Here is a 14,417-nt window from a genome sequence, read left to right on the forward strand (position 1 = left end):
ATATGACAGATTTTAGTTATGACTATATTTATTTAATAATTCAATTTTGTCTTGGATTTATAGTAACATTTGCATTTGCTATATTTTTTAATGCTCCTAAAAGATCTTTATTTACTTGTTCTTTTATAGGGGCATGTGCGTGGATGGCCTTTATATTTGTTCGTTATATTACAAAAGATGTTGTAGTAGCGACATTAGTAGGTGCGGTATTGGTGGGATTACTGTCTGGTAGGGCTTCAAAAAAATTAAAAATGCCAGCAACTGTATTTATTTATACGGGGATGATACCATTAGTACCAGGTTATGGGATGTACTATACTATGCAAAATTTAGTTACAAAGAATTATGCTATGGGTGCTCAGTTAGGTGTTGATACATTGCTACAAGCAGGGGCAATAGCTATGGGAATATTGATAGCATCAATCTTTTCTGATTCAATAAATAGAGTTAAGATACAAAGAAGAAACAAATTTAAAAAATAAAACAAACAGAGAAGAATACACTTTGTGTTTTTCTCTGTTTATTTTAATTTATTATAAAATTTCTAGAAATATTTAGATTAATTTGCTATAATAAATTTAGAGGTGGAAAATATGAATGTGTTTACAAGGAATGATATAGTTGTTTTGATAAAGAAGTATGAAATAATGGCAATAAGTTGTTCTTACAATAATGTAGGTGCACTTATATCTAAGTTGTACTGCTATGAAAAAGGGGAAATTTTAGTAGATATAAAACCATCAAAAATTATTACTACAATATGCGAAATATTTAATACAGATACTTATGAAAATTGCAGTAAAAAAACTAAAAAAATAATATTATGTGAAAAAAAAGTTCCTGTAGTAATAAATGATGTACAAGGTAGTATTTGGTTACCATTTGGAATTACAAAAAATGATAATGAGGGAAGTTTTTGGCTAAATATGAATTATCTTTCTATAAATCCCCATACAGTAAAAATTGATAAAAAAACTAAAAAGATAAATTTGATATTAGAAGATGGACAAGTTATAAAAACTAATATTAATTATAAGAATTTTATGTTGAAGTGGGGAGAAGGTGCCGCTTTAAAATACGAATTAGATAAAATGAAAAGAAGAATAATAAAAACAGTATAGACCGTAAAATTACTAACAATTGTTAGTAATTTTTTTTTGTATCTATATGATATTCATACAACATAAAGACGTACGTTTACTATATAAAACAATATAATATAACTAAAAAACAAACGTTATGATAAAAAACCTATTGAATTATTTATAAAAGTATGTTATATTAAATTAGCTTAGAGAAAGTTTATAAGGAGATAAAAATGCTAAAAAATATTAAGAATGTTTTTAAAGGTTCGGTATTTCAAACAAAAGATTATGGAAAATTAGATTATCTAGAAAATGTTTTGATATTAACTAATGAAAAGGGAATTATAGAAAAAGTTGTAAAAATTGAGAATAAGGAATATGACAAGATAGTTATAGAGGCATCTCAAAAGAATATATTAGTCGAATTATCAGAAAATCAATATTTTTTGCCAGGATTTGTAGATTTGCATATTCATGCTCCTCAGTGGCCACAGGCTGGAATAGCATTAGATGCTCCATTAGATGTTTGGTTGAATGAATGTACATTCCCTCTAGAAGCTAAATACAGTGATATTGATTTTGCTAGAGAGGTTTATAATGATTTAGTAAAGAGTTTAATAGCGCGTGGTACGACTACTGCAATGTATTTTGCGACAGTACATCACGATTCTAGTTTAGAGTTAGTGAGGGCATGTATTAATAATGGCCAAAGAGGACTTGTTGGGAAAGTAGTAATGGATAACGTAGAAATGACTCCAGATTATTATAGAGATGAATCTACCGAAAAAGCTTTGAGAGATACGGAAAAATTTATTAATTCTGTAACTAAATTAGGAGAAGGTGTTATTCAGGGCGTTTATCCAGTCGTTACTCCACGATTTATACCAAGTTGTACAGATGAAGTATTGTCTGGTTTAGGGGAAATAGTTAAAAAATATGATGCTTATGTACAATCACATTGTAGCGAGTGTGATTGGGAGCATAATTACGTTAAAAGTAGATTAGGCATAAGCGATACTGAAGCACTTAATAAATTTGGATTGTTGGGAGAAAAATCAATAATGGCACATTGCAATTTTCTCAGTGAAAAAGATGGACAAATATTTAGAGAAAAAGGAACATCTATAGCTCATTGTCCAATTTCTAATGCTTATTTTGCTAATGCAGTGCTACCAGTCAAAAGATTAAACGAACAAGGGGTAAATATTGGGCTAGGTACTGATATTTCAGGTGGATTTTCTCCGAGTCTTTATGATAATATTAAGCAAACTGTTATGTCATCAAGAATGCTAGAAGATGGTGTTAATTCAGAATTATCTAGTGAAGATAGAGGAGTTAATAATTCAAGAGTATCTGTTATAGAAGCTTTTTATTTGGCTACAAAAGGTGGAGGAGATGCTCTAAAATTACCATTAGGAATAATTGAAGAAGGTTATATTTGCGACTTGCAAGTTATAGATATAGATACAAAAAATAATAAATTACCTAATTTTAATGTCTTTAATAATAAAGAGCATTTATTAGAGAAAATATTATATTTATCAAATATTAATAATATTAAACAAGTATGGATACAAGGTAAACTTGTTTTTGAAAATAACTAGGAGAATAAAATGACAAATAAGAAAAACAATTTAACTATAGGTGTAGATGAAAATATATCATCATCTCAAGGGATTATATTAGGGTTACAGCATGTTTTGGCAATGGATATATATGTACCACCATTTATTATAGCTACAGCTTTAGCACTTAGTGCAAGTGATGCTACTGGTTTAATTCAGTCGACATTTTTAGCCGCAGGTTTGGCATCACTCATTCAAGTTTTGTTCTATTTAAAGTTACCGGTATGTCAAGGACCGTCATTCGTTCCTATAGGTGCTATAATAGGTATATATGTAGGTTCTAACGGAATGGGAAGTGTAATAGGAGCAAGTATAGTAGGTTCTATCTTAATTATTATTTTGGGATATTCAGGAATTTATAAATATATTGTAAGAAATTATATTCCATCTATTGTTAGCGGAACTATTATTATGATTGTCGGTCTTACTTTACTACCTTCGGCCTTTAATAGTAATATTTATGTCTCAAATAATAATTTAACGATAAATCAAAATATATGTTTGGCAGCAATAACAGCTTTCACTTTAGTCTTTTTCTCAAGTTTAGGAACATACTTCAAAAAATATGCTAGAATTTTTCAGATAAGTTCAGTTATTTTGGCTTTGGGAACTGGAACTTCAGTAGCATATTTCATGGGTGGATTTAATTTTCATTCAATATCAGAAGCTAGCTTTTTTAGTTTTCCTAAATTCGCATTTGTAGATTATAGTATAGATTTTAATATAGCGGCTATTTTGACTATGGTTGTAATTTATATGGTATTGTTAGCAGAAACAACGGGAACATGGTATGCAGTTAGTTCGGTTATTGATAAGCCCTTATTTGATAATCAAGTTAATAGAGGAGTAATTGGAGAAGGATTTGGATGTTTAGTGTCTGCTATTGTAGGATCAACACCAGTAACTGGATATTCTACTAATGCTGGTATTATATCAATAACGGGAATAGCTAGTAGGAAAGTTTTTGTATTTGCATCTGGTTGGTTTATTTTGTTATCATTTTTAGGAAAGTTAGCAGCTATAATTAATTCTATACCTTCTTCAGTAATAGGAGGAGTATTTGCAGTAGTATGTATGATAATTATGCTAAATGGTTTTAGAGTAGTTAAGAATGCAGATTTTTCTGAAAGAGAATTATATATAATAGGAATACCTTTAATATTTGCAATAGGATTATTATTTATTCCAAAAGAAGTAGTATCATCAGCTCCACAAATGTTACAATATTTATTAAATTCTCCAATAGCTATAGGAGCAATAGTGGCTATCTTAATGAATAAAATAATGCCTAATAAATAATTTTAATATTTTTTAAATCTCTAGATATATTAGCTTAATAAATTTAAGTTATTATTTCTAGAGATTTTTGTATTATGTTAAAATCTTTTATTATTATAAAAATGTAGTAAAAGATACGTAGCTGTGATAAAATTAATACTATAAAAATATTAGTAGGTGATAAAATGAAAGTAGCTATTACTGGAGGTATAGCTTGTGGAAAAAGCACAGTTAGTAATTATTTAATAAAAAAAGGCTACAAAGTAGTTGATGCAGATAAGATAGGGCATAATATTTTGACTGATGAACTAGTGAAGAAAGAGTTAGTGGATAATTTTTCTCAAGAAATATTAGAAAATAATATTATAAATAGAAAAAAATTAGCAAATATTGTTTTTTCTGACGAAAATAAACTAACAAAATTAAATGAAATTATGCATCCTATTATAAAAAATAAAATAATAGCTAGTTTGAATGAAGAAAAAAGACAACTAATATTTTTGGATATAGCACTATTATTCGAAAGTAATTTTACTAATTTGGTAGATAAAATTATAGTGATATATATTGATAAAGAAACACAAATTAATAGATTAATGTCTAGAAATAATTTTTCAAAAGAAGAAGCTGAAAAAAGAATTGCTAGTCAAATGTCTTCGGAAGAAAAAATTATGCTAGCAGATTATATAATAGATAATAGTAGGTCTAAAGAAGAAACCTATGTTCAAATTGATAAAATATTGAAAAATTTAGAGGAGGAAGTAGATGGTTTTAGAGATAAAAAACTTGACGGGTGGATACAATAGAAAAAAAGTAATCGAAAATGTTGGATTCAGCATTACTGAAGGCAATATAACTGCGTTAATAGGACTAAACGGAGCTGGAAAAAGTACAACGATTAAGCACATATTAGGATTATTAAAGCCTATGTCAGGTGAAATTAAAGTAGATAATAAAACTATTTTTGATAATGTTGAACAATATCGCCAAAATATTTCATATATTCCAGAAAGTCCAGTATTATATGAAGAATTAACATTAGAAGAGCATATTAATTTAGTAGGTATGTCTTATGGATTGTCATTAGAAGAAACATGGAAACGTGCTGATAAGTTACTAAAATTGTTTGCTTTGGATGATAAGAAAAAATTTTTCCCGATATATTTCTCTAAAGGAATGAAGCAAAAAGTTATGATAATTTGTTCTTTTTTAGTAGAACCTAAACTTTATATAATAGATGAACCTTTCTTAGGATTAGATCCTATTGCTATAAATAATTTAATAAGATTAATGTGTTTAGAAAAAGAAAAAGGTAAAAGTATACTAATGTCAACTCACATACTAGCTACAGCAGAAAAATATTGTGATAATTTTGTAATTATTCATGAAGGAAAGATATTAGCTGAAGGAACTTTAGATGCTATACGAGAACGATTTAATATGCTAGGTGCGACCTTGGATGAAATATATTTATCATTGACAACAAAGGATAATAATGAATAACATAAAAGAAATATTTAATACTAGAATATACAAAGAAAAAGAAAAGCGTTCAAGATATAATAAATACATTTTCAATTCGCACCTTGTTATGTTTTTATTAATTGCTATTGGAGCGATAGTTCTTAATTATTCTAATTGGCTAGAAGTAGCTAGTAATATGCAAATGAAAATAGTGCTTGTTATAGTTCTTATTTGTTTAGCCTATATATTGACAACAGTAAAACTAAAAATTTTTATTCAGGAAGCAGACTCGATATTCTTACTTCCTTTAGAAAAAAATTATATTGAAATAAAATCTAAAATAATAATTCCTACTATTATAAAAAAAATGTTATTAATATTATTGTTTGGGGTAATATCTTATCCAATAATAAATAAGCTTAATATAAATATCGTTTATAATATTAGTTTCCTTATCTCGATATTTATAAGTGTAGTCTTAGTAACTATAATTAAGTATGATAAAATTGTATTTAGCGAGCTAAAAAATAATGATTTAATAGTAATCTTCTTCTTATTTATTATTAGTATAGTTATGTATATTGTCCCTATAGTTAATTTTGGATTTATTTTTGTATTAACAGCTTGGTATTACTTATCTTTCCGTAAAAAGAAAGATCGTATTAGTATTAATTGGTATGGAGCTGCTGAATATGACAAAAATAGAAATGAAAGTTACTTAAAATTTATTAATATGTTTGTTGATATCCCTATAGATATTGTGAAAATTTCTAGAAGAAAATATTTTGATATTTTCTTACCGAAGTTGACTAGTTCTAATTTTCAAAAAAGTAATGTTTATAACTACTATTATATACGTTCTTTTTTTAGGCAGGAGAATACTATATTTTTAGTTTTGAGATTGTTGCTATTAGCAATATTTATTGTAGTTAGCATATCTAATATTTATGCTAGTTTATTCGTTATAATATCTTACAATTATTTAGCGGTATTACAGTTGACAGTTATATACAAAAAAATGAATTCTATTTTATGGTTTTATACAATACCTGTAGAGGAAAGATTAAAGAAAATTAGTTTTAGCAAACTAATTTTAGGCGTATTATTAGTAACTACTACTATATTAGGATTGATAGCTATTTATATAAATTTCAATATTATTAATATAGGGTTAGTTTTAAGTTCTCTATTTATTTCTTTTCTGATTAATAAATACTTTTTAAACAAAATATAATCAATTATATTTCATTTTAGGAGGTGATAATTTGAAAAATGTGGCTATTATAGGTGGAGGAATATCAGGAATTAGCATTGCATATTTTTTAGATAAATTAGCTACTGTGAAATCTAAAAAATTAAGTGTAAATTTAATAGAGAAACATTCAGAATTTGCTCATGATAAAATAGGAAAATTTCAATATGGTCAAGAAATATATGATAATGGCTGGCATAACTCTATATCTGGGAATAGTAGTTTATTTCAAGTTATGCTTGAGTTGGGCTTATACAAATACTTAATAAAAAGTAAAGATACTTCAAAGATTTTATATACCAATAGTGGATTAAAAAATTTTCCGAAAAAAATATTATTTGGTTATCCATTAGATAAAGGTGAATTATTAGGAAATGATATTTTATCGCTACAGGAAAAAATATCAGTATTAATTAAGTTACATAAAAATAATAAATTGTATAGCATAAACACCTCTACGGTAGAAGATTTTTTTCTTAGCAAGGTTAATAGTAACGTATATGAAAAGATAATAGAACCATTATTAACAAGTTATTACGGTAGTGATATTTCTAAACAAAGTTTTTCTTTATTAATGTCAGAATTAGCTTTTGCGACAATTCAAAATTCGGATGTAGAAAATGTTGTAAAAGAAATGTATAAAAATAATATAGAAGACAATATTTTATTCGGTGCGGAATACAGATTAAAATTTACACTTAGTTCTTTTTTAGAAAATTTGGAATTGTATTTTAGTAACAATGTTTTTGTAGATTTTAATAAAGAAGTAGAGAAAATTGAAAAAGTAGGAAATCAATACGCATTAACTATAGAAGGTAAAAAATATTATTATGATTATGTAATAGTATCTGTCAAACATACAGAATTTTTAGAATGGTTTGAAGATGATGTCAGATTAAAAAGATATTATAATGATATAAAATTTGTTTCTAATATAGTCGTTACAATGATTTATAATAGAGAAAATTTACAATTAAATCCAGATATAGGAGAGATTATATTTTCTAAAGATTCAAATAAATATATAACTAATGTAGAGTATACTAGTAATAAATGGCCAGAAATAAAATCTCAAAATATTCATATGATTAGAGTCTATATTAAAAGACAAGAAAAAGTTAATGAATTGTTGAAAAAAACAGATGCTGAAATAGAAAAAATTGTACGAGAAGAATTAGAAGATATTTATGGTAAAGTCAAGGTAGAAGAGAGTTATGTTACTAGAGTAGAAAATAATTATATGTATGCAGATATAAAATATAGTAAATACATTCATGAAATAGATGAATATTTATCAAAAAAATATGAGAATATGTACTTTATAGGTAATTCAAAAAAATCAATAAATTTTGAGCAAACTATACTAGAAGCTAGAGAAGTTGCTCATAGAGTAATAGAAAATATAATATAATACGGAGGTAAAACATGAAATTTCAATTTAATAATAATATAGGAGTAGAAGTAAAACAATTTTTTGTAGAAAGTACCGAAGATACGGCGCTGTATAACTATGTAAAGAATAAGGGATTATTTTCTGGTAAGTTAGGTGAGGTCTATGTAAACTTACCTTTTGAAAATAGTAAAGAAGCTTTTGTAGGTCTTGGTTATGAGGATATGGTTACATTAGATAATTATAGAGAAGCATATTATAAGTTAATGAAGAGGTTAATAGCCAATAAGGAATATGAATTAACTATTAAAGTAGAAGATTTAGGTAATTTAAAAGCTATAATTGAAGGACTTTATCACGCTACTTACAAATTTGATAAATATAAGAGTGATAAAGCAGACTTGCCAGAAATTATAGTTAACATTAACGGAAATTTTGCAGAAAGTGAAGTTACTAAAATTATTCAAGAAACTAAAGACGTAATGGAATCTATCTTTTTTGCAAGAGATTTAGTAAATGAAAGAGCAGAGTATTTGTATCCAGAAACATTGGCAAACATAGTAGTAGATAGATTATCTCCATTAGGAGTTAATGTTGAGGTTTATGATGAAAAACAATGTGAAGAAATGGGTCTAAAAGGGTTGTTATCAGTAGGACGCGCATCAACGAGAAAACCTAGATTTATAGTAATGAAATATTTAAATGATAATGAGTCTGAAGAAGTTATAGGATTTGTTGGTAAAGGTGTTACTTATGATACAGGAGGTTATTCAATAAAACCAACTTCTGGTATGAATACTATGCATTGTGATATGGGAGGAGCAGGAAGTGTCATAGGTGCTATGCACTTAATAGCTAAGAGAAAATTAAAAACTAATGTTGTGGCTGTTGTCGCAGCTTGTGAGAATATGATAGGTGGTTCTTCTTATAAACCAGGAGATGTCATATACTCATTATCAGGTAAAACTATAGAAGTGGATAATACTGATGCAGAAGGAAGAATAACTTTAGCAGATGCAGTTTATTATGCCACAAATGAATTGAAGGTTAGTAAAATTATAGATTTAGCTACTCTTACCGGTGCTTGTGTTGTCTCTTTAGGCGAATATTACACAGGTTCTGTAACAAATAATCAGCAATTCTTTAATGAGTTGAATTATGCTGCTAAAGATGCTGGAGAAAGAATATGGCAAATGCCAGTTGATGATAGTTATAGAGCACTAAATAAATCAACAGTAGCAGATGTGAAAAATACTGGAGGACGTTACGGAGGGATGATTACAGCTGGATTGTTTATAGAAAATTTTGTTGCTAACAATATTCCATGGATACATCTTGATATAGCAGGAACTGCTTATTTAACAAAACCAGAGAAATATTTACCTAGTGGAGCTACTGGGATACACGTAAAAACCTTATTCAATTTATTGAATAATAGTAAAAAATAATAAGAAATATAGAAAAAATTTATTATATTTTATTTGAGAGATTATCTAATTTTAGGTAATCTCTTTTTTTATGTACTTATTAATATGCTTTTATAACAATATGAAAACAATAGCAAATTTTACATACATATTTTCATCAAAAAATAAATTGTGTATTAATTTTGAAATATATCTTCAGTATATTTTTAAGAAATAGTAACAGTTAATAATCTGTTAATATAGAAGTTAAACGCTAAAAAATATATAACAGCTTATTAGTTTTAATACAGTACAATTCATTAATTGAAACAGAAATAAAAATAATATAATTGTATTTTCATTTCGTAAAACGGTTGCAAAATGTATTTTTTTGTGATACTATATAAATGTAAACAAAATAAACAAAAAATTTAAAAGAGAAGGAGTACTAATTATGATTATAGGAGTACCAAAAGAAATCAAAAACAACGAGAGTAGAGTTTCAGCTATACCTGGTGTAGTTCAAGAGTTAGTTCTTGATGGGCATACTGTATATGTTGAAAAAGGTGCTGGGGTAGCTTCAGGAATTGCTGATAGTGAGTACGAAGCGGTAGGAGCTGTATTATTAGATTCAGCAGAAGAAGTTTGGGGTAAAGCTGATGTAATTTACAAAGTTAAAGAACCACTAAAAAGCGAGTACAAATACTTTAGAGAAGGTCTTGTTATCTACACTTACTTACATTTAGCAGCTGAACCAGAATTGACTAAAGCTATGGTAGACTCAAAAGTTATCGGTATTGCTTTCGAAACAGTTCAAGTAGGTAGAGGATTGCCATTGCTTAGACCAATGAGTGAAGTTGCAGGAAGAATGGCAGTACAAGAAGGTGCTAGATTCTTAACAAAACCTAATGGTGGAAAAGGTATTTTATTACCAGGTGTTCCAGGTGTTAATGTAGGAAATGTTGTTGTTGTAGGAGCTGGAGTTGCAGGTACAGCAGCAGCTAAAATAGCAGTTGGTATGGGAGCTAAAGTAACTATATTAGATGTAAACTTAGACAGATTAACAGAATTATCTCACGTATTTGGAAGAGATGTAGAAACACTTTACTCTAATAGCTTTAATATAGCAAATAGTGTTAAAAATGCTGATTTAGTAGTAAGTACAGTTCTTATTCCAGGAGCTAAAGCACCAAAACTTATTACTAAAGATATGGTAAAAGAAATGGAGCCAGGAAGTGTTATAGTGGACGTTGCTATTGACCAAGGTGGATCAACTGAATATACAGAAAATAGAGCAACGACTCACTCAGAACCAATATTTGTTGAAGAAGGAGTTCTTCACTATTCTGTAGCTAATATTCCAGGAGCAGTTGCGAAAACATCTTCATATGCATTATGTAATGCAACATCAAGATATATTAGAAGTATTGCTAAATTTGGAGTAAAAGAAGCGTTAGTAAGACATCCTGAGTTAGTTCCAGGAGTTAACGTAGCTAACGGGAAAGTTACTTACAAAGCTGTAGCAGATGACTTAGGTTACGACTATGTTGCAGTAGAAGAAGCTCTATAGTATAATTATGAGGGGCGTACTAAAACTACAACGCCCCTTATTTTATAACTGTAGTTATAATTAAATTATAACATTAATCTAAAAATATTATATAAAGAGGTGACATCAAATGAGTGTCTTTAGAAAAAAATCAATAGATGCCATATTGAGTGAAAGTGGTAAAAAAACGCTCACCCCTACAATGAAAACATTAGATTTAATAATGTTTGGTATAAGTGCTATCATTGGGGGAGGAATTTTGGTACTTACAGGAGTGGCATCGTCAAAAGCTGGGCCGGCAGTAGTATTTTCATTCTTAATAGCAGGTTTAGCATGTGGGTTAGCCGCATTATGTTATGCAGAAATGGCATCAGCGGTACCTTCTAGTGGAAGTACATACACATATACGTATTTATCTATAGGAGAAATTGTAGCACATAATGTTGGTTGGGTACTTATGGGAGGGTACTTATTAACAGCAGCAACAGTAGCTAATGGATGGTCTGGTTACTTCAAAACGCTAGTAACTGGATTAGGAATAAATATACCAGAACAATTTACAAAATTGCCTTCTGAGGGAGGATTTGGAAATATTTCTGCGATATGTGTTGTTTTGTTAATTACATTTATTCTTTCAAAAGGAACTAGTAGTAGTAAAAATACTAACAATATTTTAGCAACTGTAAAAATAAGTATAGTGTTATTATTTGTTATAGTTGGGGTATTCTATGTTAGTCCAGAAAACTGGACTGCTAATTTTGCACCTACAGGATTCCAAGGAGTAATGTTAGGAGCAACTACAGTGTTCTTTGCATATCTAGGATTTGATGCGATTTCTACATCAGCAGAAGAGGCTATAAATCCACAAAAATCTCTTCCTAGAGCTATTATTGTTACATTATTAGTATGTACAGCATTCTATATTGCGGTTTGTTTAGTTCTTACAGGAATGGTTCCTTACACTAAACTAGGAGTAGGTAATGCATTAGCATTTGCTCTTACTGAAGTTGGACAAACAAAAGCAGCAGGATTTATATCATTGGGAGCAGTAATAGGTCTTATGGCTGGAGTATTGTCATTCTTATTCGCAGGAACTAGAATAGGATATACTATGGCTAGAGATGGATTATTACCAAAAGCATTAACGAAAACTAACAAAAATCAAGTTCCTGGTACATTAACTTGGGGATTAGGAATTACAACAGCATTGTTAGCAGGTTTCCTACCATTAGGACAATTAGCAGATTTAGCTAACGTTGCAGCTATTATTTCTTTCGCATTAGTTAGTTATTCTACAATAATATTTAGAAAAACTAGTCCTGATGCTAAGAGAGGATTTAAAGTTCCAGGAATGCCAGTAATACCAATAATATCTATAATATTATTCGTAGCGTTACTTGCTAGTATTTCACTGACAACTTGGATAATATTATTAGTATGGGTAATTGTAGGAACTATTATTTACTTTGGTTATTCATATAAAAATAGTAAAGTTAAATAATAAGAAAACTCCATTTACATATTATATTTAATTTTTATCGTCTACCATTTGTGATTACTATTTGCAAATGGTAGATTTTTATGCTATAATTATATTCGGGCACTTAGTAATAAGAGTGAATTTATTAATTATATTCCCCTATATCTCTTGATATAGGGGAATTTTTGGTTGTATACCTAGTATAAACGGTATTAATAATATGAATTAATATTTAATGCCTTCAAATTTTATTAAGATTATAGCTAAAGGAGAATTAAAATGACAAAATACATTTTTGTAACTGGTGGAGTTGTCTCATCATTAGGAAAGGGAATTGTCGCAGCATCAGTTGGACGTGTTCTAAAAAATAGAGGGTTAAAAATAACTTTACAAAAATTTGATCCTTATTTGAATGTTGACCCAGGAACTATGAGTCCTTATCAACACGGAGAAGTTTTTGTTACAGAAGATGGAGCTGAAACGGATTTAGACTTAGGACATTATGAGAGATTTATAGATGTTAATTTAGGTCAATATTCTAACGTAACGGCTGGTAGAGTATATTCAACTATAATTGAAAAAGAAAGGCGTGGAGATTATCTAGGAGGAACAGTTCAGGTAATTCCTCACGTAACAAATGAAATAAAATCAAGGATTTTGTTAGCTGGTGAATCTAGTGATGCTGATATAGTAATAACAGAAATAGGTGGAACTACAGGAGATATTGAATCATTACCATTTTTAGAAGCAATACGTCAAATTAGAAGTGATTTAGGTAGAGAAAATGTTTGTTATATACATTGTACATTACTACCTTATATAAAAGCTGCTGGAGAAATGAAAACTAAACCTACGCAACAATCTGTAAAAGAGTTAAGAGGATTAGGTATTCAGCCAGATATAATCGTTGTTAGAAATGAGTTACCATTAACCGATGAACTAAGATCGAAAATTTCGTTGTTTTGTGATACTCCTAAAGAGAATGTTATTGAGAGTAGAGATGTAAACAATTTATATGAAATACCATTAAATATGAAAAAGCAACGTATTGACGAAATTTTGCTAAAACATTTTAATTTAACTACCACAAAAGAAGCAGATATGAAGGAATGGGAAGCATTAGTAAATAAAGTTAATAATTTAGAAAAAGAGGTTAATATAGCTTTAGTTGGAAAATATGTAGAATTACATGATGCATATATTTCGGTGGCAGAAGCATTAAAACATGCAGGTTATAACAATAATGCTAAAATAAATATTTCTTGGATTCAATCTGAAGATATAACGGAAGAAAATGCAGAAGAATACTTAGTAGGATACGATGGAATTTTGGTTCCCGGTGGTTTTGGAGATCGTGGAGTTGAAGGAAAGATCACTACAATTAAATATGCTCGTGTAAATAAAATTCCATTTTTAGGTATTTGTTTAGGAATGCAGCTTGCAACGGTTGAGTTTGCGAGAAATGTTTGTAATTTAAATGGAGCACATTCATCAGAGTTAGATCCTAACACTCCTTATCCTATAATAAGCTTGCTACCAGATCAAGAAAATGTAGTTGATATGGGTGGTACTTTACGCTTGGGTAGTTATCCTTGTAAATTAGTAAGTGGAACAAAAGCACACAAAGAGTACGGAGAAGATTTAATAGAAGAAAGACACCGTCATAGATATGAATTTAATAATAGTTATAGAACTATTTTGGAAGAAAAAGGGTTAATTTTATCAGGTATTAGCCCAGATAATAGATTAGTAGAAATTATAGAATTAAAAGACCACCCGTGGTTTGTAGCTTCACAATATCATCCAGAGTTTAAATCTCGTCCAGAAAAGCCACACCCACTGTTTAATGGATTTATTCGCTCAAGTATAGAAAGTAGTAATAAGTAAT

The 14,417-nt window shown here is 28.7% G+C and carries 12 protein-coding genes; all 12 read left to right on the top strand.

Annotated elements, in window-relative coordinates; all coding sequences use genetic code 11:
• Positions 1–2: 2 nt before the first annotated feature.
• The 12 genes from AC1XWJ_RS05255 (at position 3) to AC1XWJ_RS05310 (ending at position 14,416) form a co-directional block, all read left to right on the top strand.
• Positions 3–482, top strand: coding sequence for a threonine/serine exporter family protein (locus AC1XWJ_RS05255; protein ID WP_483334837.1), 480 nt, complete (start codon positions 3–5; stop codon positions 480–482).
• A gap of 111 nt (positions 483–593) precedes the next feature.
• On the top strand, positions 594–1,121 hold the full coding sequence (locus AC1XWJ_RS05260; RefSeq protein ID WP_483334838.1) for a competence protein ComK: 528 nt from the start codon (positions 594–596) through the stop codon (positions 1,119–1,121).
• Positions 1,122–1,318: 197 nt separating this feature from the next.
• Complete coding sequence (guaD, locus tag AC1XWJ_RS05265) at positions 1,319–2,689, top strand: guanine deaminase (RefSeq protein ID WP_483334839.1); 1,371 nt, start codon at positions 1,319–1,321, stop codon at positions 2,687–2,689.
• Between the two features lie 9 nt (positions 2,690–2,698).
• Positions 2,699–4,009 (top strand): uracil-xanthine permease family protein, encoded by a 1,311-nt coding sequence (locus tag AC1XWJ_RS05270; RefSeq protein ID WP_483334840.1) that lies wholly within the window; start codon positions 2,699–2,701, stop codon positions 4,007–4,009.
• A 164-nt stretch (positions 4,010–4,173) separates the two neighbouring features.
• Positions 4,174–4,794, top strand: a complete 621-nt coding sequence (gene coaE, locus AC1XWJ_RS05275; protein ID WP_483334841.1) for a dephospho-CoA kinase — start codon at positions 4,174–4,176, stop codon at positions 4,792–4,794.
• The gene (locus AC1XWJ_RS05280) at positions 4,754–5,491 is read left to right on the top strand and encodes an ABC transporter ATP-binding protein (protein WP_483334842.1); all 738 of its coding nucleotides are present in this window, start codon (positions 4,754–4,756) and stop codon (positions 5,489–5,491) included. The genes coaE and AC1XWJ_RS05280 overlap by 41 nt, the downstream gene beginning before the upstream one ends.
• Positions 5,484–6,686, top strand: coding sequence for an ABC transporter permease (locus tag AC1XWJ_RS05285; RefSeq protein ID WP_483334843.1), 1,203 nt, complete (start codon positions 5,484–5,486; stop codon positions 6,684–6,686). Before AC1XWJ_RS05280 ends, AC1XWJ_RS05285 begins: the two co-directional genes overlap by 8 nt.
• A 40-nt stretch (positions 6,687–6,726) precedes the next feature.
• Complete coding sequence (locus tag AC1XWJ_RS05290) at positions 6,727–8,115, top strand: protoporphyrinogen/coproporphyrinogen oxidase (protein WP_483334873.1); 1,389 nt, start codon at positions 6,727–6,729, stop codon at positions 8,113–8,115.
• A 14-nt stretch (positions 8,116–8,129) separates the two neighbouring features.
• Positions 8,130–9,542 carry a leucyl aminopeptidase gene (locus tag AC1XWJ_RS05295; protein ID WP_483334844.1) on the top strand — a complete coding sequence of 471 codons (1,413 nt, stop codon included), beginning with the start codon at positions 8,130–8,132 and terminating at the stop codon, positions 9,540–9,542.
• Between the two features lie 412 nt (positions 9,543–9,954).
• Positions 9,955–11,070 carry an alanine dehydrogenase gene (gene ald, locus AC1XWJ_RS05300; protein WP_483334845.1) on the top strand — a complete coding sequence of 372 codons (1,116 nt, stop codon included), beginning with the start codon at positions 9,955–9,957 and terminating at the stop codon, positions 11,068–11,070.
• Between the two features lie 109 nt (positions 11,071–11,179).
• Positions 11,180–12,550: an amino acid permease gene (locus AC1XWJ_RS05305; RefSeq protein ID WP_483334846.1), complete on the top strand. Its 1,371-nt coding sequence runs from the start codon at positions 11,180–11,182 to the stop codon at positions 12,548–12,550.
• Between the two features lie 258 nt (positions 12,551–12,808).
• Positions 12,809–14,416 (top strand): CTP synthase, encoded by a 1,608-nt coding sequence (locus AC1XWJ_RS05310; protein ID WP_483334847.1) that lies wholly within the window; start codon positions 12,809–12,811, stop codon positions 14,414–14,416.
• Position 14,417 lies beyond the last annotated feature (1 nt).

The sequence above is a fragment of the Gemelliphila sp. 1F1 genome (assembly GCF_056897515.1).

Bases quoted from the DNA above. Each gene is read 5' to 3' on its own strand.
- AC1XWJ_RS05255 (WP_483334837.1), top strand. From the start codon at position 3: ATGACAGATTTTAGTTATGACTATATTTATTTAATAATTCAATTTTGT.
- AC1XWJ_RS05260 (WP_483334838.1), top strand. From the start codon at position 594: ATGAATGTGTTTACAAGGAATGATATAGTTGTTTTGATAAAGAAGTAT.
- guaD (WP_483334839.1), top strand. From the start codon at position 1,319: ATGCTAAAAAATATTAAGAATGTTTTTAAAGGTTCGGTATTTCAAACA.
- AC1XWJ_RS05270 (WP_483334840.1), top strand. From the start codon at position 2,699: ATGACAAATAAGAAAAACAATTTAACTATAGGTGTAGATGAAAATATA.
- coaE (WP_483334841.1), top strand. From the start codon at position 4,174: ATGAAAGTAGCTATTACTGGAGGTATAGCTTGTGGAAAAAGCACAGTT.
- AC1XWJ_RS05280 (WP_483334842.1), top strand. From the start codon at position 4,754: ATGGTTTTAGAGATAAAAAACTTGACGGGTGGATACAATAGAAAAAAA.
- AC1XWJ_RS05285 (WP_483334843.1), top strand. From the start codon at position 5,484: ATGAATAACATAAAAGAAATATTTAATACTAGAATATACAAAGAAAAA.
- AC1XWJ_RS05295 (WP_483334844.1), top strand. From the start codon at position 8,130: ATGAAATTTCAATTTAATAATAATATAGGAGTAGAAGTAAAACAATTT.
- ald (WP_483334845.1), top strand. From the start codon at position 9,955: ATGATTATAGGAGTACCAAAAGAAATCAAAAACAACGAGAGTAGAGTT.
- AC1XWJ_RS05305 (WP_483334846.1), top strand. From the start codon at position 11,180: ATGAGTGTCTTTAGAAAAAAATCAATAGATGCCATATTGAGTGAAAGT.
- AC1XWJ_RS05310 (WP_483334847.1), top strand. From the start codon at position 12,809: ATGACAAAATACATTTTTGTAACTGGTGGAGTTGTCTCATCATTAGGA.